The organism is Priestia sp. 40 (assembly GCF_049368575.1).
In the GTDB taxonomy this organism is placed as follows: Bacteria; Bacillota; Bacilli; order Bacillales; family Bacillaceae_H; genus Priestia; species Priestia zanthoxyli.
Genome location: NZ_JBMPZA010000014.1, coordinates 100,790 through 118,450 on the forward strand (window position 1 = coordinate 100,790; position 17,661 = coordinate 118,450).

At 34.3% G+C, this 17,661-nt stretch carries 19 protein-coding genes; 15 read left to right on the forward strand and 4 right to left on the reverse strand.

The annotated features are described in order from the left end of the window. Positions 1–129 precede the first annotated feature (129 nt). Positions 130–981 carry a MurR/RpiR family transcriptional regulator gene (locus ACO1DI_RS14550; RefSeq protein WP_014460600.1) on the reverse strand — a complete coding sequence of 284 codons (852 nt, stop codon included), beginning with the start codon at positions 979–981 and terminating at the stop codon, positions 130–132. Between the two features lie 338 nt (positions 982–1,319). Between ACO1DI_RS14550 and ACO1DI_RS14555 the strand changes: the two genes are divergently transcribed. From ACO1DI_RS14555 to ACO1DI_RS14570, 4 genes are all read left to right on the forward strand, one after another. Then, positions 1,320–2,000, forward strand: a complete 681-nt coding sequence (locus tag ACO1DI_RS14555; protein WP_423145418.1) for an RraA family protein — start codon at positions 1,320–1,322, stop codon at positions 1,998–2,000. A 20-nt stretch (positions 2,001–2,020) separates the two neighbouring features. Continuing rightward, the gene (locus ACO1DI_RS14560; protein ID WP_042992187.1) at positions 2,021–2,911 is read left to right on the forward strand and encodes a prephenate dehydrogenase/arogenate dehydrogenase family protein; all 891 of its coding nucleotides are present in this window, start codon (positions 2,021–2,023) and stop codon (positions 2,909–2,911) included. Positions 2,912–2,957: 46 nt separating this feature from the next. Beyond that, positions 2,958–4,040, forward strand: a complete 1,083-nt coding sequence (locus ACO1DI_RS14565) for an amidohydrolase family protein (protein ID WP_116738616.1) — start codon at positions 2,958–2,960, stop codon at positions 4,038–4,040. A gap of 206 nt (positions 4,041–4,246) precedes the next feature. Beyond that, a complete protein-coding gene (locus ACO1DI_RS14570) occupies positions 4,247–5,575 on the forward strand; it encodes an MFS transporter (RefSeq protein WP_243557028.1) in 1,329 nt (442 codons plus the stop codon). A 601-nt stretch (positions 5,576–6,176) separates the two neighbouring features. Here ACO1DI_RS14570 and ACO1DI_RS14575 read toward each other — a convergent pair. Beyond that, positions 6,177–6,746, reverse strand: a complete 570-nt coding sequence (locus ACO1DI_RS14575) for a hypothetical protein (protein WP_182421070.1) — start codon at positions 6,744–6,746, stop codon at positions 6,177–6,179. A gap of 35 nt (positions 6,747–6,781) precedes the next feature. After that, entirely contained in the window at positions 6,782–7,342 is a 561-nt protein-coding gene (locus ACO1DI_RS14580) for a hypothetical protein (RefSeq protein ID WP_423145419.1), read from the reverse strand. A gap of 200 nt (positions 7,343–7,542) precedes the next feature. On the opposite strand from ACO1DI_RS14580, the gene ACO1DI_RS14585 reads away from it, so the two are divergent. The 7 genes from ACO1DI_RS14585 (at position 7,543) to ACO1DI_RS14615 (ending at position 12,197) form a co-directional block, all read left to right on the forward strand. Beyond that, positions 7,543–8,808 (forward strand): DNA polymerase thumb domain-containing protein, encoded by a 1,266-nt coding sequence (locus tag ACO1DI_RS14585; RefSeq protein WP_423145420.1) that lies wholly within the window; start codon positions 7,543–7,545, stop codon positions 8,806–8,808. A 14-nt stretch (positions 8,809–8,822) separates the two neighbouring features. After that, on the forward strand, positions 8,823–9,155 hold the full coding sequence (locus ACO1DI_RS14590) for a YolD-like family protein (protein WP_406866801.1): 333 nt from the start codon (positions 8,823–8,825) through the stop codon (positions 9,153–9,155). A 121-nt stretch (positions 9,156–9,276) separates the two neighbouring features. Then, on the forward strand, positions 9,277–9,792 hold the full coding sequence (locus ACO1DI_RS14595; RefSeq protein WP_226701152.1) for an SMI1/KNR4 family protein: 516 nt from the start codon (positions 9,277–9,279) through the stop codon (positions 9,790–9,792). 13 nt (positions 9,793–9,805) lie between these two features. Further along, positions 9,806–10,183, forward strand: a complete 378-nt coding sequence (locus tag ACO1DI_RS14600) for an SMI1/KNR4 family protein (RefSeq protein ID WP_423145421.1) — start codon at positions 9,806–9,808, stop codon at positions 10,181–10,183. Between the two features lie 133 nt (positions 10,184–10,316). Next, entirely contained in the window at positions 10,317–10,649 is a 333-nt protein-coding gene (locus tag ACO1DI_RS14605) for a hypothetical protein (protein ID WP_014460589.1), read from the forward strand. 587 nt (positions 10,650–11,236) lie between these two features. Continuing rightward, on the forward strand, positions 11,237–11,656 hold the full coding sequence (locus ACO1DI_RS14610; RefSeq protein WP_209369408.1) for a hypothetical protein: 420 nt from the start codon (positions 11,237–11,239) through the stop codon (positions 11,654–11,656). A gap of 97 nt (positions 11,657–11,753) precedes the next feature. Then, positions 11,754–12,197 (forward strand): hypothetical protein, encoded by a 444-nt coding sequence (locus ACO1DI_RS14615; RefSeq protein ID WP_209368880.1) that lies wholly within the window; start codon positions 11,754–11,756, stop codon positions 12,195–12,197. 336 nt (positions 12,198–12,533) lie between these two features. On the opposite strand, the gene ACO1DI_RS14620 is transcribed toward ACO1DI_RS14615, so the two are convergent. Further along, entirely contained in the window at positions 12,534–12,734 is a 201-nt protein-coding gene (locus ACO1DI_RS14620; RefSeq protein ID WP_014460585.1) for a hypothetical protein, read from the reverse strand. Positions 12,735–13,348: 614 nt separating this feature from the next. On the opposite strand from ACO1DI_RS14620, the gene ACO1DI_RS14625 reads away from it, so the two are divergent. From ACO1DI_RS14625 to ACO1DI_RS14640, 4 genes are all read left to right on the forward strand, one after another. After that, on the forward strand, positions 13,349–14,548 hold the full coding sequence (locus ACO1DI_RS14625) for an AAA domain-containing protein (RefSeq protein ID WP_423145422.1): 1,200 nt from the start codon (positions 13,349–13,351) through the stop codon (positions 14,546–14,548). 308 nt (positions 14,549–14,856) lie between these two features. Next, the gene (locus ACO1DI_RS14630) at positions 14,857–16,344 is read left to right on the forward strand and encodes a DEAD/DEAH box helicase (protein WP_423145423.1); all 1,488 of its coding nucleotides are present in this window, start codon (positions 14,857–14,859) and stop codon (positions 16,342–16,344) included. 137 nt (positions 16,345–16,481) lie between these two features. Next, a complete protein-coding gene (locus ACO1DI_RS14635) occupies positions 16,482–16,853 on the forward strand; it encodes a hypothetical protein (RefSeq protein ID WP_423145424.1) in 372 nt (123 codons plus the stop codon). A gap of 253 nt (positions 16,854–17,106) precedes the next feature. Next, positions 17,107–17,490, forward strand: coding sequence for a hypothetical protein (locus ACO1DI_RS14640; protein ID WP_014460582.1), 384 nt, complete (start codon positions 17,107–17,109; stop codon positions 17,488–17,490). Positions 17,491–17,661: the final 171 nt, after the last annotated feature.

The following is a 17,661-nucleotide window of genomic DNA, read 5'->3' on the forward strand; positions in this document are numbered from 1 at the left end:
TTTTTTTATAGAACTGAAAAGTGAAAGGGAAGTATTAGACTTAATTAAAAAAATAAAAAATGGTAAAAACATACAATATCGAATTATTTTATACATTCGATATTTTATGCTTTTACCACATTCGTAAATTTAATCAGTGTAATGATAATTAATTTTTGTAAGGACTGAAGTGATTTTATCGAGACGATCCTTTGTCTTTTCTGGATAATTTATAGCTATCGCACTTACAAGATAATCGGCCACAAGTAGCGACGCTATAGGTGAATTATGAAAAGCGATACTACTCGAGCTACAAGTCAGTACTAAATCAGAGTACTTAACTAAAGGGGAAGAATAACTATCAGTGATTGAAATGACTTGAGCATTATTGCTTTTAGCAGCTGTTACAAATTCAACAGTTCTTCTAGCGTATCTTGGAAAAGAGGTTGCAATAACTAAATCTTTAGAAGTTAAAGTAATTCCTTTATCCACCCAATCACTTAAGTCAGAGACAATTAGCTCACAGTTTCCCAGTAGTCGATTAAGCCCAAAAGATAAGTGCTGTGCCACGGGTAAACCACTTCTAACGCTTGTACAAAATATTCGGTCTGCAGAGACAATCATTTCTAACGCTTTATCTAGGCTCTCTGTAGAAATCATTTCTACTGTTGATTGAATATTATTGAATTGATTTTCTGCACAGCGCATCCACAAATCACTCTCATCTAAGCCCTTCAAATTTGTTTCTAATCTGATTTGAGGAGCAGCATTGTTACGCAAAAGTTCCTGAAGTCCTTTTTGAAACTCTGCATATCCAGAATAGCCTAGGCTAAAAGTTAATCTCATTATCGTAGTTGTACTAGTTTTTACTGCTAAGGCCAATTGGTCAACAGTTAGAAAAGCTACATCGACAGGGTTTTTAAGGATGTAGTCTGCTACTCTACGTTGAGTTTCTGTTAGTTGTGATATATTATCTTTTAATTTTAATATTGGATTTTCCATATATTCGCTCCAATTAAACAGATTATATTGTAAATTTTATTTTTTTTTAGTATAAAAAAAGTATTTATCACAATACTTACTTGAATTTTAGCATGTTTGATTTTTTATGTAAAAATGTTTCTTCTAAGTAATAAAGCTTAGGATATGTTTTTCCTGTGCTTTATTTATAAAAATAGATTTACTTTATTAGGTACCGGTGATAAGATACATTTAAGATTATAGTAATAAATATTACTTAGATAAAAAATGTAGTAATTTTTATTACTTTAATTTTGTAAGCGTTATCCTGAGTAGAGCATTGATTAGAATATATTAAAATCGAAGAGGAGTGTATATCAGTGAGTAATTTAGCACCAGTATTATCTGAAGACATTATTAAGAGAGCAAAACTTCTTAACACAACTCTTATATCCGATGCAATGGGGTGTACAGGCTCAATGGATTATAAAATTAAGCCTGTATCTACAGGAATGAAGGTAGTTGGAACTGCTCTAACTGTAAGTTTAAGACCTGGAGATAACTTATTTCTTCATCAGGCAATCTATGATGGTACAGAAGGATATGTATTAGTTGCTGATGGGAAGGGGCATACCGCAAATGCTTATCTCGGAGAATTAATGGCAGCTGCAGCTAAAGCTATGGGAGTAGAGGGCATTATTATAGACGGGGCAGTTCGTGATAAGGAGACGCTTAGCCAATCAGATTTCCCTATTTTTTCAAAAGGGTTTATTCCAAATGGCCCTCTAAAAGACGGTCCAGGTGAATTACATAAACCTATTTCTTGTGGAGGTGTAGCCGTTATTCCAGGAGATCTAATTATAGGTGATGATGACGGGGTTGTTGCAGTTCCAAAAGAAAAGGTTGAAGAGGTTCTTTCTAAAGCTGAAAAAAAATTAGAGTATGAGAAAACACGTTTAGAAACGATTGAGGTATTTGAAAAAGCGCGTCTGCAAGGTGAAGTTGGAGGCAACATTCAGCCTTCATGGTTAAGAGAACAAATGAAAGTATATGGATTATAAACAGAAGGGAGAGCTTTAAAATGAGATTAGGTTTTATTGGATTTGGAGAGGCAGCCTTTGAGTTGTCAGTTGGCCTAAAAGGCGAAGGGCTAGAAACCATTTTTGCTCATGATGTTATGATAGACCATCCCACATTTGGTCCACAAATTAAAGAACGGGCTACTCAAGCTCAAGTAGAAATTCTTTCTAAACCTGAAGAGATGTTAAGTCAAGTAGATGTAGTAATGGTGGCAGTACCAGCAGATAAAGCTCTCGAAGTTAGTGAAATGCTGAAACCATTCATAAAGAAAGATTGTATCTATGTAGATGTATCAGCTTCTACTCCAGTAGTGAAACAAAAAATCAATACAAATATACAAGAAAAAAATGCATTTTTTGTGGATGTCGCAATGCTAGGTCCCTTGCCAGTTTACAAACACAAGGTCCCCATTTCAGCAAGTGGAAATGGTGTAGATCGATTAATATCCTTAATGAATCCTTACGGTATGAACATAACTAAAGTAAGTGAAAAACCTGGTGATGCTTCTGCTGTAAAACTAATCCGCAGCATTTATATGAAAGGTGTAGTTGCTCTTTATCTAGAGTTATTAGAAGCTTCTCATGAATTTAATGTAGAACAATTAGTCTTAGATTCTATTAGTGAAACTCTTGATAGCAAGAGCTTTAGAGAAACAATGAACCGATTAGTAACCGGAACGTCTATACATGCATTGAGAAGATCAATTGAGTTAGACGGTTCTATTCAAATGTTAGAGGCTTCTAATTTAGATTCTGTTATGTCGAAAGCAGCAAAAAGTAAGCTAGAAACATTGGCTTCATTTAATTTAAAAGAAAAGTTTAAAGGACAAAAGCCAGACCATTGGTTGGATGTTATCAAGGCATATAAAGAAGATGTTACTGTAAACAATTAAATAAACTCATCTATTATATCAATATTAAGTTAAGGGGTGTATTTACATGGGAGTATGGAATTTTCAAGGCGGTTCTATTTGGTCAGAAAAAGGGTTCATTCCAAATAAGTCTACAAGTATAACAGTTACTCATGAGGATGATAGGGATATTCATTTATCTGAATCTAGTGTAATTATACCGGGACTAGTAGATTTTCATTGTCATTTATGGGCGCCTGGAGCAGAGATTGGTGTTACAGATAAACAATATCTCTCCTCAGGAGTAACTACAGTTGGGGACGCAGGTACTTTTGGTTATGACGGATGGGAAGAAGCAAATCGTTACTGGGAAAACAGCCCGTTAACAGTACGTTCTTGGTTATCAGCCTTACCAGAAGGGCTAACCAATCACCCCAACCCTAACCCGACCAAGCCAGAAAACATTTCGTTGGATCGAATTGTTGAAGTTGCATCTTCAGTTGAAGATAGTTTATTAGGAATTAAAATTCGCTTAGGCCAGGTGGACGAAACTACTGACCGGTCTTTATTACGCTTAGCAAGAAAAGCAGCCGATCAAACGAATTTACGAATAATGGTTCATTTAACTGGAACGAAACTAGATATTGAAGAGGTAACACAATTTTTTAATAAAGGGGACATTCTAACTCATCCATTTCAAGGAAGGAATGGAAACGTGTTAAATACTGCTGGAAAGGTAAAAAAAGAATTTCTAGCTGCAGTGGAAAGAGGAATATTATTAGATATCGGCCACGGTAGAAAACACTTTAATTGGGATGTTTTTTATAAATGCTTAGCTGAGGGAATTAAACCAGATACTATCAGTACAGATTTAACAAGCGCGTCATGGAGAGAATACCCTGTTTATAACATGAGCTACATAGTTTCTAAAATGATTGTAGGTGGACTGTCTCTAGATGAAGCTTTTAGAGCAGTTCTGGTAACAGCTCCTAAATTGTTAGGAATTGATGATTTTACTTCTACTCAAAAAAACCTTGTGGTTCTAGATTCTGCTTCCACTGAGACTGCTTTTCCCGATGTAGATGGAGAAACTGTGTTAGGTAACATTAATTATCAACCAAAACATTTGATATTTAACGGTATACCAAGCATTGAGAGCATTTTTAATTAAAAATAAACGTTTTTGACAACATTAAAAAAAGTTTTATCATCAGATTTGATTTAGTTAATTTTGCTCGTTGTTTTGAGGAGAAAACAGAAGGGTAATTGGAGATACTCTTACACATCTTATAGAACCACAAGAGTATCTCTTTATTTTTTAAAACAAATGTAAGCGCTTTTAAAATTTCTTTTATTATTTTAAAAGGAGGAATTTGAATGGAAAATTCTCAATTGAATTTCGAAAAGAAGACAATTCGAAAGGTAACACGAAGAATTATCCCGTTTCTATTTTTACTCTATATTATTTCTTATCTAGACAGGGCAAATGTAGGATATGCAGCATTGGAAATGAATGAAGCACTAGGACTAACAAGTAAAATGTTTGGTCTCGTTACAGGTATTTTTTTTATTGGTTATTTTATCTTTGAAGTACCAAGTAATATTTTAATGCAAAAATTTGGGGCAAGAGTTTGGATTACTAGAATTCTCATTACTTGGGGAATTATCTCTATTGCAACCGGGTTTGCTCAGAGTGCTAATCAACTTTATATTATTAGATTCTTTCTTGGAGTAGCAGAAGCAGGTTTATTTCCTGGTGTTATTCTATATCTTACTTATTGGTTTCGAGCTAAGGAAAGAGCAAGTACAATTGCGATGTTTATGACAGCAATCGCAGTTTCTTATATTATTGGAGCTCCCGTTTCTACTCTAATTATGGATCATATTCATTGGATGAATGTACCTGGATGGCGTTGGATGTTTATTATAGAAGGTGCGCCTGCTGTTGTTTTAGGATTTGTAACATATTTCTACTTAACAGACCGACCAGAACAAGCAAAGTGGTTAACAGATGAAGAAAAAAATTGGTTGATTTCAGAATTAAGAAAAGACGAGGAGCTAAGAGAAAAGAAAAACCAACAAACCTCTAGTCATAAGACAGCCTTGACTGATCCTAAACTGTGGCACCTCTCCTTAATTTACTTTGTATATACTGCAGGCACACTAGGCGTTGGTTATTGGATGCCCCAAATTATCAAAGGATTGTCAAGCTACTTAACAAACACACAGATTGGATTCATTGCTACAATTCCTTACATTATTGCTTCAATAGTAATGAACTACTGGTCAAGGCGTTCAGACCGCACTGGCGAAAGACGTGTACACACAGCTTTACCGTTACTCGTATCTGGTTTAACGTTATTTAGTGTAGGGATGGTGTCTAATCCATTTATTGCGATGATTTTAATAACAATTTCATTGGCAGCAATGTATTGTTTCAAAGGTCCTTTTTGGTCATTGCCAACTATGATATTAAGTCCAGCCACAGCAGCTGTTGGGATTGCAATAATTAATTCAATTGGAAATCTAGGTGGTTTTGTTGGCCCTTATGCAGTTGGATGGTTAAAAGATTCTACAGGAAACATGCAATCTGGTTTAATTTTCTTAAGTATTATTTTAATTATAGCTTTTATATTAGTATTAGCTATGAAGTTTGATAAAAAGATAATTGCCTTAAAGAGTCAGAAGGAAATAGGGAAAATCTAACTTTAAAATTCAAGGAACATGTCCGAAATATTTATACGTATAAAAGTGGAAATAATCTTTGAACTGGAGTGTTTTTTCATGTGGATGGTTACTATAATAAATGCTTATTCAAGAGAAAATAATATTACTATATTCGAATTCAAAACAGAAAAAGAGGCCGAAGAAACATATAATAAATTGCAAAAAGGGAAAATTCTTTCCGACATTTTCTACTGTCAAAACCATTTTTAATACTTTCAAAAACTTTACTAGTTGATATCTTGATAATGGACCGGACTTATACCAATTTACCTAAAGCAATAGGTTACAATAAATTAGTTGTAGTCGGCAAAATATGCTAATGGTCACTAATAGTTACAAATGCCAAAACTACAGTCCATAAAAATTGATTTATTAAATCTTCTCAATATACTCCTTTTTATATTAATTTGTATTTAATGATAGAGCTTAAAGTCAGTGTTAACCTTAAAATTTAATATTTAAAAAGTTTATTTGGCTATCGATAATCAAACTTATGGTAACTAAATTAGAAAAGAAAAAGCCTGTATCTTATTAGATACAGGCTTTTTCTCGATTCTGTTGTTTAAGTAGAACTAGGTACCTACTTTAAATTCAAAGTTACTTCCTTATTTAGATATGGAGATGTAAAAGTTACTGTTTGTTCATTTACCCATTGTGCATCATGAGCTCCTAAAACATTTAAATCGCTCATATCCGTATTTCGTGTCACGACATGAAGAGATTCGTGATTTAGTCGTTTTTTCACCAAGGGGAATCCAGTTTGTCTATAAAAGTCATAATAATGGTTAGTTTCACCAAGACTCCAATTAGAATAGCCAATAATAAGTTTTTGTGTAGAATTAGGTGAACTAAGATAGTAATAGTCAACTTTATTATTATAAAAGAATATAAACCACCCAACGATTGCTATAGGTACAATAAAGAATGGCCCAATTACACCCCAGAAGACTTTAGACTCCTTTGTTTTGCTAACAGTTATAAGGACTATGTATAGATAGATAAAGTGCAGGACAAAAATCAAAAGATATATTGAAACCCTTAAAGAGAAAACGTATAGGCTCTTTAATGCTAAAAGATAAAAGAATAAATCTATAGTAAGAAGGATGATAGCTGACATTTTCAATATACTCTTATTACTTTTATATTTCATTTACTATAAATCCTCCTCCTTTTAATCTAGAAATGTTAAATATCGCTGCTATTAATATCAAGTGAGTAGCAACGAGGTATATAATTTTGGACCTTTCCAGGTGTGTTAAATAGATTATTCTTACTGAATATAGTAAATCCAACCTCTTCCACATCCACAAATGTATCTACTTTATATATATCGACATTTTTAAATTTTATAGGTTTATTCCATTGTCTCAAAGGAATTAAATCCTGCTCTACAATACCTTCTCCGTAGAAAATGAATATACTCAGTCCATTATTAACTAATACCTCTGCTAACCCACTAACAACATCCAATTTTTCTACAGAATCAACTTTAACAATAGCACTATCCGATGAAAACTCATAAAAAGGAACTTGATTTTCAATTAAAGTCTCTTTTTCATATCCAAATATCATTGACTCTAAAACAAAGAAAACTGGAAAACGGAACATTTGTTGAACTAAGGAAGTAATCAGATCATGCGTGATCTCACTAATTCCTACAGTAATAGATACAAAATTATTCTGTGGAAAGTCAAAGCTATTAATTATACTTTGGTCTGAATATTGCACAAAATATTCTTTTTTCAACTTCTAGCCTCCTTTAGTATTTAATCCTTTTAAACTCTTACTTTTACGTTATACATCCATTGACCCTTTTAATGTACCAATAAACTCTTTGTAAGTGATAGCAATAATCGGGAAAACTTTAAATTTCATCCTTGAATAAAGAACATTTGTTCGTATATAATAAAGAGAACAAATGTTCTTTATTTTAAGGAGTTCTTTCAATGGATTATGGGAAGCTACCAAACAGAGTGATTATTTGTATAGACATGAAATCGTTTTTTGCTTCGGTTTCTTCTGTCATACGGGGCTTAAATCCGTTGAAAACAAGGCTTGCGGTGGTAGGAGATGTCAAGCGATCGGGATCAGTTGTGTTGGCTGCCACACCCTTACTAAAGAAAGAAGGGATCAAAACGGGAAGTCGCCTTTTCGACATTCCTAAAAGGAAAGATATCCATGTGGTGAATCCGTCCATGGAGAGATATATCAAGGCTTCGAACTATATTTCAAGTTTGGTGTTACAGTATGTGGCTCCTGAAGATTTTCATGCGTATAGCATTGATGAGTTATTTATTGATGCGACAGCTTCTTTGCATTTATTCGCTAAAACACCAGAAGAACTGGCCCATAAAATCATCAACGAGATTCATCGCAAGACACGGCTGACAGCTACCGCAGGTATCGGTCCGAATCTCTTACTGGCGAAGGTGAGCTTAGATCATGAAGCCAAGAACAGCCCAACAGGAGTTGCCTATTGGCGATATGAGGATATTCCCTTTAAGTTGTGGTCCATTCATCCGATGAAGGATTTCTGGGGGATCTCGTCTGCTACGGAAAGACGCTTACACCGGTTAGGCATTCACTCCATAAAAGAACTCGCTCTTTCTTCAAAAGAGATGTTACAACAGGAATTTGGCATACTAGGCGAAGAATTGCACCAATATGCGAATGGCATTGATTTTAGTCGCATTTCCGATGTGTACATTCCTAGCTCTCGTTCCTTTGGAAAGAGTCAGATTCTATTCCGCGATTATACAAACCGAAAAGAAGTGGAGTTATTGCTGTTGGAGCTATTGGACGATGTCTGTTTTCGTTTGCGGATGCATCAAGTCGTGGCCCAAACTATTCATCTATCGATTGGCTACAGCAAGCAAACAAGCGGAGGGTTCTCAAGACAAAAGAAAATGGGGCGAGCTTCGAACTTAAGCGAAGATATCTTTCCGTATTGTTTAACAATCTTACATACATATGATAGCGGAATGCCGATTCGCTCCATTGGTATTTCTTTATCGAACACACGCATTCAAGAAGAAGAACAAATGAGCTTATTTGAGGATATTGATCAGCGGGAAAGAGCCTATGCACTTGCAAAAACGATTGATGACATTCGTCTTCGTTATGGAAAGAATAGCGTTCTACGGGCCTCAAGCTATCTCGAGCATTCAACAGCTCGTTATCGAAACGGCCTTCTAGGAGGTCATAAAGCATAAAGGAGGAAGCTGCTATGCAGAACAGAGGAATGAAAAAATGGCGACCGTTTGCCACTATGCCAGAGCAATACAAAGGGTTACAGGAAATTATAAAAAAACAAGCAGAAATACCTCAACCTTTTTTAACAGAAGATCAAATGGAACAGATTAATTTCACTTTGATCGAAGCGCTTCATACACATAAAAAAGTGTACCTTACGTATTACAAGCATGGGCAGTGTATAACGGAAACAGGAGTTATTCAGTTTGTTGATTCTCTTGGAGGATTATTTGTTTTTATCGATGAGGCGGATCAACAGACAAATAAAATGAGGTTAAGCGAGCTAATTGATGTTCGTTTCATATAATAGAAAGTAATAAAATAGTTTATTTACATAATATTTCCATACATAATTAGTATAAGCTTAAAAAATACAGGATGATTTTTCATAGATTCATTTAATAATGTTGTATAAGGAGGAGTCCAGTATGAAGCAAGTTTGGAATGAGTTTGAACAGTGGTTGAAAATACATCGACCAGAAGCAGTAGGAACGCTTAATGAAGCTGCTGCTGAATCAGAAATTGCAGAGGTTGAACAAAAGATGGGACTAACCTTCCCCCAAAACCTTAAAGATTGGTTAATGATACATAATGGACAGAACGATGAGTATATAGGAGTTATTGAAAATTATACTCTATTACCTCTAGAGGAGATTCTGTATACGTGGCAAACCTTAAAAGAGCTTTTAGACGGAGGAGAATTTGAAGATTTTCCAGAAGTAGAACCTGTTGGACCAGTAAAAAAAGAAATTTGGTGGAACCCGCGTTGGATTTCGATTGCCACGAATGGAGGAGGAGATGATATTTGTATAGACTTGGATCCTGCTGAAGGAGGAAAAGTCGGCCAAATTATCACCTTTTGGCACGATTGGGAGCAGCGCGAAGTAATAGCAGACAGCTTAGAAGAATGGATAATGGCCACGATAAATCATACAGACTATTAAAGGGGAGAAGCAAATGATAAAAGCTGATATAGAGAGAATTTATAAAATCCTTAAAGAGCTTCCAGGTACGTCGGTGAACGTAGAATTTGAAGATGAAGTTGGAGAAATTCTTTCTACTCCTTATTATATCTACCTTAAAAGTGAGTTTTTAGATGGACAATTAGGTTACAGAGAAGATTTAGAAGCAAATTCCCTTATAGGAAATCAAGAAGGAGATTGGCAAGAAAACTGGTTTGTTATAGGGTATGATGAAGAAATAGGTGGTGACCCGCTCTTTATCGATATAGCGAATGAAGATTATCCAGTTTTTACAGCTGAACATGGTATGGGTGAATGGGACGCTTTAGAAATGTATGATTCTCTAGAAGAGTTTGTAGAAGATGTTACTTAATTATGGCTTCGTTAAAAGATTTTGATAGGAGTCCGGTCAGAAAAGGACAGCTAGTATTTTAATATCTACCTAGCTGTCCTCTTTTTTTAGTACCTATTAAACTTAGAAAGAATGTAGAGAAAGGCAGGTCCTTATGGTAGGAATCGATTTCTATATCGTTAATAATAAGAAAGAAGCAGCTTCTTCTACTAAATGTGTAAAATTTGAGGAAAGAGTACACGACTATCTATTAGCAAGAGAATTCAGGGATTCATTTGGATTATTGACAGGGTTGGATCAATATGGTGACAAGTTGTTTTCTGTACAAGAAATCAATCAATTAATAAAGGTATGTGAAGCGTTAAAGACTACCTGTCGACAGCCAACGGAAATAAATCTGAAAACGAAAACATTTGCTGAAGCATTAAAGGGTCTTTGCTTAGAAGCACTGAAGCTAAATAAATTAGTATTTGCAGCTGGTGATTAATGTAGAATTAAATGAAATCTATGTTGTGGTTTCATCGCTTCGATAATATGAATGAATAAATTCAAAGGGGAAACGTCTTGAAAAAAACAATTCTAAATAAAAATAAAACACTTATAGAGTTAGGGATGAGTTTCTAGTCGTTTGTCCACATTGTGCTTCTTGTGCAAGCGTCATAGCTTTAGATAATCCGAGTCCCTATGTCGCTAACGCCAGAAGAAGGTTTGTTTGTACTGCTTGCGGAGCAACAAAAGACAAAGTTATAAAAGCGAACGGTTATGGAAAAGCAAGAGTCTCGTATGAACCTAAAGCTAATTATGAAGTAATCTTAATTGGAGACCCCTGTGATTGGTATTTTCAACTTCCGCTCTACTTACAAATCGAATGCAGTGGAAACACCTTATGGGGATTAAACCTAGAACATTTAAATTATATCGAAAACTATATAGAAGCTGAACTCAGGGAATCACATCCCTATTATTTAAGTGTCGAGAGTCGACTTCCAAAGTGGATGAAGCTTGCTAAAAACAGGAGTGAAGTATTAAGAGCCATTAAGAAACTAAAGGTGAAATTAAATGAGGAGAGCTAGGGTGCAATATCCTCGATCAGGGTTGAGGGTTAGGTGTCAGAAAGGTGTAGAACCAGCAGTTAGACAGTCTTGCTTAAACTTTGCAGTCTGGTTACGTTCAACGATAGAATTTCCTGTAAGAGTTGTTGTATATTTAAAAAAGGATTATCAAATTAAAAATAAATATTCTAAAGAGCTAGTAAGCGCTACTTTCTTTGCACCATATGATAAAGCGATAGAACCTTATATACGAATTGCTACTGGTGACTATGAAGAATTAGTATCGGAAAGGGGAGAAATTGATGCTCTTTGGGCTATACTCCGCAGTATGGCTCACGAGATTGTTCATTACCAACAATGGATAGAAGAGAAAGAATTTGATGAGACAGAAGCAGAAACTAAAGGTGAAGAATTATTAGATGCTTTTGCTGATTCGTTATAATTGGACATATATCTTTCTAATCAGCTTATAAATTAAGCTACAGAATTCTGCAACTGAAGGTAACTTCTAAATAGCCTAAATATGGGAAGTGAAGACTATGTATCAAACTATAAAGATTAATAATTGGATTTTAGAAATTGATGTTGAAGAAACACAAAAACAGTATTTAAAGAAGTGGGATTTGTGCGATTGTCTATATTGTCTAAACTTCTATGAAGCTATGAAGTCACGACCGAAGATAGAGCTTCAGTTTTTTTACCAACTAGGTATTAATCCTTCTCAATGTAATCACTTATCACATTTTGATCCTCAAGAAAATGGACTACACTTCTATATTGGCTGCTATCATCTTGTAGGTAAGGTATCTCATCAAACACCTCTTGAAATTATAAATTCAGATGATGCAATCGAAATAAGTAATAATCTACATATTGGCTTTTCCAACGATTTAGAATTTGTCCCTGGCGGATTTACCAGACCCGTACTTCAACTTAATTTTGAGATAGAAGTTCCTTGGGTCCTGGCTGAAGAACCAGATTAACGTTTTTTTATAACCTAACTACCGCCTTAAAATCCATTTTCAAAACATTAAGGATAGGAAAGCTAGAAGCAAAAGCAGAAGAGAAAACTCTAATGACAAGGAGTTTTCTCTTTTTATCTGTATCTTTTAAATCTAAAACTCGCTATATAAGCTATTATTAACGAAATAACAGCGGCTATAACAATCTTTATATCAGAAAGCTCTAAGGCCCACGGACCATATTTATGGGAATTCAAACGATACATAGACCACCACTGGCCGTTTTCACCTCCAAAGAATGAGACGATAATCCATAGAAGAAATAAGACTAAAAACCATGAAAAAAAGATAATATAATTAATCATCAGTTTTATATCCGCCATAAGCATCATCGTTATCGTACCATTCACAATCCTGAGGGTTGTTTGGATCTAATATAATTGTGCCATCTTTATCACTCTCCATTTTACGTGGCGGTTTTTTCTTAAGCTCTTCACTTAATTTTGCCCGTAACTCTTCGATAGACAACTTTTTTAGTTTTTGTTCGCGACTTGGCATATAAGCACCACTCTCGTTAACGATTTTTCTAAGAAATATACATCTTATGAATTTACTCTAGTTTATTTAATTTCTTTACCTCATTTAAAAATTCTTCATCTGAAAGTTGACCGGTTACCTTTTTTTGAATTAGTCTTTTTTCCGAATCAGAAAGGTACAAGCCCTCTACCGCAAAACTTGCTTTTGTATTGTTTATAGCTTTTTCTATAGCTTTTTCATTCTCTCACATATTACCAACCAACCTTTCATCTTCAACAGTAACCTAAGGTAAATTTTTAAAAAGAATGCGATAAATTATTTTTAGAGGCTTTATAAATTTACGATATGTGCAAATTCTTTTTTTACCTGTATTTACACTACAAAAATGATATTTATAGACTTAATCTTTATTAGCTAAAATCCTTCTTTTATTTACAATTATGGTGGAAAACGGTAGATTATTAGTATACATCTCCATAATTATACTTCATGAAAATAGTTTGTATTAACACATGAACCTTTATATTTAACAAGTGAACATCTAAATACAACAGCTAGAAGACATTTAATTAATTATATGTTTATTCGTTGTAAGCTGAATGTGCAAATTCTTTACAATAAAGAGGGTTGATAATATGACAAATACACAAAATATATTAAAGGCATGGCATTTTGCTGAAAATTTAAGCCCTGGGGTTGTTCCTCCAGTACCGGGTATCAAATTAGGGAAGCGTATAAAAACATTTGGTCAACCACGGGTTCGTAAAGTAAACATAAAAGAAGAGTTATGGAAAGAAGTGGAGTTAACTAACCCAGCAAAGGATAGTCTAGTTTTTACATACTATCTAGATTGTTATGTGCAAAACAACCTTGTTCAATTTCTAAGACAGCACTTTGGAATTTTAGATGAAATTATTAATGCTAAGTGGAATAAAAATTTCAGTTTAACTTTTTCATTAAATGAAAACGGTCAATATATTGAAGAGTCGCTGTTTATTCCGCCGCTTCACTTAATCACAACAGAAATGGTGAAGAACGGAGGCTATAACATTGAACAGTTTTCAGAACAATACGTATTAATGACGAAGGAATGGGAGGAGTTTGCTAATTCTGTATTTATAGATGGAGTGAATGAATCAGCAATTCTTCAGCTTCTAACAAAATACGATGAAACATTTCATCGTTTTGCAAAACGATCAGTTCAATATGCAGAGAATTATATTGAAATTTCTATTTTGAAGAAAGAGGACTCCTCAGAATCCAAAAACTTCACAAGTTTCTATATGAACAATTTAGAACTTATTTTAGGTGACAAACCAAATGAAACGTTGAAAAACTTTTTAGAAGGCTGCAAATTAGCTCTTGATATTAACGAAAATCGTGCTGCCATTGAGAATGCTCTTGATCCAAAAAACTTGCCCGCTGGGCGATGGCCTTCAACAAATGAATATCGTTTATCATTAATGCAGCAAGTAGCTGTAAACCAAGTGCTTAATGAAAATGAAAGAATAAATTCAGTAAATGGGCCTCCAGGAACAGGGAAAACAACATTATTAAAGGATATTTTTGCACAAATTATTGTTAATCGCGCTACTGAAATGGCAAAGTTTTCTGACCCTAAACAAGCATTTGAAGGAAATCAACTTTTTTTAAAGGAATCATTAACAAAATTTAAAATGGTTATTGCTTCAAGTAACAATGGAGCGGTTGAAAATATTTCTAAAGACCTACCAAAATTAAAAGAGTTAAAATTAAAAGATGAAAACCAAAATGATAATAGCTATCTAACAGAAATTAAAGAGCTAGCATTTTTGAAGAACTCTCAAAACAATTAGTTCTTGGTCCTTATGAAGCCCAGAAATCAGAAGATACTATTTTTGCACCAATATCGGTAGCACTTGGAAAGAAAAGCAATCAAACCCAAGCAGCAGATGTACTAAAAGTTGATACGATAATAAATTTACTAGATAAAGAAGTTCAAAATCTAACTCCTTCGTCTTGGTCGGATGCAGTAACAGAGTTTACAAGTTTATATAAAGAAATTGAGCATGACAAACAAGCTTTACACACATACATTGAGATATTAAAACAGAGCCCGGACGTTGTAGAAGACATAGACTTGGAGATATGTAAGTATACAAAAATGATACAGGAAATCAAACATCCCCTTGGTACTATATATGGTGATATAGAAGTAAAAGAAGAAGAACTAAAAAAGCTACCAAAGCCTAATTTTCTGACAAGGTTATTTAATAAAGAAGATACTCAAACAAAGAACCTTAAACAAGATGTAAAAGATTTAAGAGCATTAAAAGATCAAAGCTTATCAAGGCTTAAAACCTTAGAAGCGGAATTGAATTCTCTTAAACAGAAAAAACAGCATTTTTTAATGTTACAGCAGTCCTTTAAAAAAGAAAGATTAGAGCTTTCCATTGATGCACATTGGGCACAAACTGATGAAGCATATGAAAAACGTCAAAAGGATATTATTTGGCAGACGGACTCATTAAATTTCAAACGGGGCTTGTTATTTATAAAGGCCTTACAGCTTCACAAGCTTTTTCTTATCTACAATAGACAAGCTTTAGAGCGCCCTCTTCAGCTTTTTGCTAATCGTAGCGAAGTTGACTTAAATACCAGTGAAGGTATTCGCGAAACTGAAAACATGTGGGATGTAATACATCTTATAACGCCCATCATCAGTACAACATTTGCCAGCTTTTCTCAAATGTACAAAGGAATTAAAAAAGATTTTATCTCTTATTTATTCATTGATGAAGCTGGCCAAGCTTCTCCACAGCAAGCTGCAGGTGCATTATGGCGTTCTAAACGTTCAATAATTGTAGGAGATCCTATTCAGATTGAGCCCGTTGTTACTCTCGATGATACCATTTTAAACGATATCCGCAGGCGCTTTAAAATAGGCGAGCAATATATCGGTCCAGAAGCTTCGGTACAGGGACTAGCAGACTTAGCAAATCCTATAGGAACGTATACTGGCAATAATAAGCGAATTGGTATACCACTCTGGGTTCACCGTCGCTGCGCCAATCCCATGTTTTCTATTTCAAATGAAATTGCATATGACAATAAAATGGTTTTAGCTATGGATTCTGATCAAAGCGCTGGTGTTTGGTACGACTGTCATGGTGGAGCCATAAATAAACATTATGTAAAAGAACAAGGTCAATTCGTCTTAGAAAAAATCAAGCAACACTTTCAGCGCCTTCAGGAATCAGAGAAAAAGGCCGAGTTCCCAAATGTTTTTATTATTACACCTTTTACGAAAGTGAAAACAGAAATTACTAAGTTATTAAAATCTAAGTTGAAAGAAGAATGGATGCATATGGACGAGCGTAAGCTAAATAGGTGGATTGTAAATTCTGTTGGAACAGTTCATACTTTTCAAGGGAAAGAAGCAGATATTGTATATTTTGTTGTCGGAACAGATAAACAATCAGACACTGCAGCGGACTGGTCGTGTTCAAAACCAAATCTACTGAATGTAGCGGTATCGCGTGCTAAAATTGAATTTTATTTAGTGGGTGATTTTAAACGTTTAAGTGCTAAGAGAAATTATAAGGAATTTGCAAAGCACTTAGAGGTTGTAGAACAAGTTAGCCATATCTAATAGATCTATGATACTGTTTCAAAAACCTAAATCACTTTGTCTAGTAAAGCTTAGAGTATCAAATGAGATAGTCTGACTCTTTTCTTTTTTTTTAATACAATAAACAGCATACAGCAAGCGAACTAAAGGAGATAGCTATGAAAAATAAAAAAAGAGTCAAAACGATAGACAAAAAGGGGATTCATGTTTCTGCTGTCATTAGTAAAACCACAGACATCTCATGGAGTGACGTAAGGTCTATTGAGTTTGATCCTAACGTACCATGGATGTCGAAATCCAAAAGTCTTCATATCAACATGCGCATACAAACCAAAAGCGGAGCTGTTACATATGAATTTCCTTCAACAGAAAAAGCGCTGGGTAGTGCATTAAATATCGGAGAGATTTCACATAAATATTCGGACATTGCATTACAATTTAATCATTTTAGCCAAATGGAAAAACAGTACGCCGAGCGCGAAAATGAAAAAGTTCAGTTACAATTAAAAACTCTATGGGCGCAGCCTTAGTATGAAGACGCAATATTCTCTAGTAAACAGAGAATATTAGATTAAAACACATGTATTGTTTAAATGAATATACTTTAAAAAAGCACTCATAAGAGTGCTTTTTACTTCGCTTTAAGAAATAATTTTAAAAACAACCATTTTATATATAGGTATTTCTACACTCTCTGTGCACAAAAAACTGGAAAAAATTATTCTTAGTAATTTATAATAATAGAGAACCATGTCGAATCCTAAATATTGGAGAGATTACTATATGAGAAGATTACTTCCTTTTATAATTTTTACCATTTACTGCATTCCATATGTTTATCTATCTATACGAAAAGATTTTGAAGATGATTCAAAAGTAAACTATATAATCATGGCTATAGTTACAGTCGTATTATCTTATCTAAGTGGGCTTATTAGAGCCGATTTATCACTTGTTTTAGGGAATATCGTTTCTTTTAGTACTTCATATTTTTATAACGCAATAAGACTTCCTGATCCTAAATGGGAGAAATATTTTTCGCCCTTTAATTCTGTTGAGCAAATCATACTGATAAGCCTTGCGGCGCTTGTCTTACAGGCAATCATTTATACACTTGCTAGAAAACGAGCGAAGAGATACATTCGTAACGCTATGATTTCAAAATAGCAAAACAGAGAGTTAGTCATTTGATGGGCTAGACTCTTCAGGTGACTAGCTGAAAGAAGGGGGAAAAAGAAATTCATTCTGTATGAGAAGATAAAGTGATTAAAAACATTGAAAAGAATTCTCTTGCGGTCAAACGAGGCGGGAAGAATAGCAGCGTTATGAGGCGTGTGC

Bases quoted from the DNA above. Each gene is read 5' to 3' on its own strand.
- ACO1DI_RS14550 (WP_014460600.1), bottom strand. From the start codon at position 981: ATGGAAAATCCAATATTAAAATTAAAAGATAATATATCACAACTAACA.
- ACO1DI_RS14560 (WP_042992187.1), top strand. From the start codon at position 2,021: ATGAGATTAGGTTTTATTGGATTTGGAGAGGCAGCCTTTGAGTTGTCA.
- ACO1DI_RS14565 (WP_116738616.1), top strand. From the start codon at position 2,958: ATGGGAGTATGGAATTTTCAAGGCGGTTCTATTTGGTCAGAAAAAGGG.
- ACO1DI_RS14570 (WP_243557028.1), top strand. From the start codon at position 4,247: ATGGAAAATTCTCAATTGAATTTCGAAAAGAAGACAATTCGAAAGGTA.
- ACO1DI_RS14575 (WP_182421070.1), bottom strand. From the start codon at position 6,746: ATGAAATATAAAAGTAATAAGAGTATATTGAAAATGTCAGCTATCATC.
- ACO1DI_RS14585 (WP_423145420.1), top strand. From the start codon at position 7,543: ATGGATTATGGGAAGCTACCAAACAGAGTGATTATTTGTATAGACATG.
- ACO1DI_RS14590 (WP_406866801.1), top strand. From the start codon at position 8,823: ATGCAGAACAGAGGAATGAAAAAATGGCGACCGTTTGCCACTATGCCA.
- ACO1DI_RS14595 (WP_226701152.1), top strand. From the start codon at position 9,277: ATGAAGCAAGTTTGGAATGAGTTTGAACAGTGGTTGAAAATACATCGA.
- ACO1DI_RS14600 (WP_423145421.1), top strand. From the start codon at position 9,806: ATGATAAAAGCTGATATAGAGAGAATTTATAAAATCCTTAAAGAGCTT.
- ACO1DI_RS14605 (WP_014460589.1), top strand. From the start codon at position 10,317: ATGGTAGGAATCGATTTCTATATCGTTAATAATAAGAAAGAAGCAGCT.
- ACO1DI_RS14615 (WP_209368880.1), top strand. From the start codon at position 11,754: ATGTATCAAACTATAAAGATTAATAATTGGATTTTAGAAATTGATGTT.
- ACO1DI_RS14620 (WP_014460585.1), bottom strand. From the start codon at position 12,734: ATGCCAAGTCGCGAACAAAAACTAAAAAAGTTGTCTATCGAAGAGTTA.
- ACO1DI_RS14625 (WP_423145422.1), top strand. From the start codon at position 13,349: ATGACAAATACACAAAATATATTAAAGGCATGGCATTTTGCTGAAAAT.
- ACO1DI_RS14630 (WP_423145423.1), top strand. From the start codon at position 14,857: ATGATACAGGAAATCAAACATCCCCTTGGTACTATATATGGTGATATA.
- ACO1DI_RS14635 (WP_423145424.1), top strand. From the start codon at position 16,482: ATGAAAAATAAAAAAAGAGTCAAAACGATAGACAAAAAGGGGATTCAT.
- ACO1DI_RS14640 (WP_014460582.1), top strand. From the start codon at position 17,107: ATGAGAAGATTACTTCCTTTTATAATTTTTACCATTTACTGCATTCCA.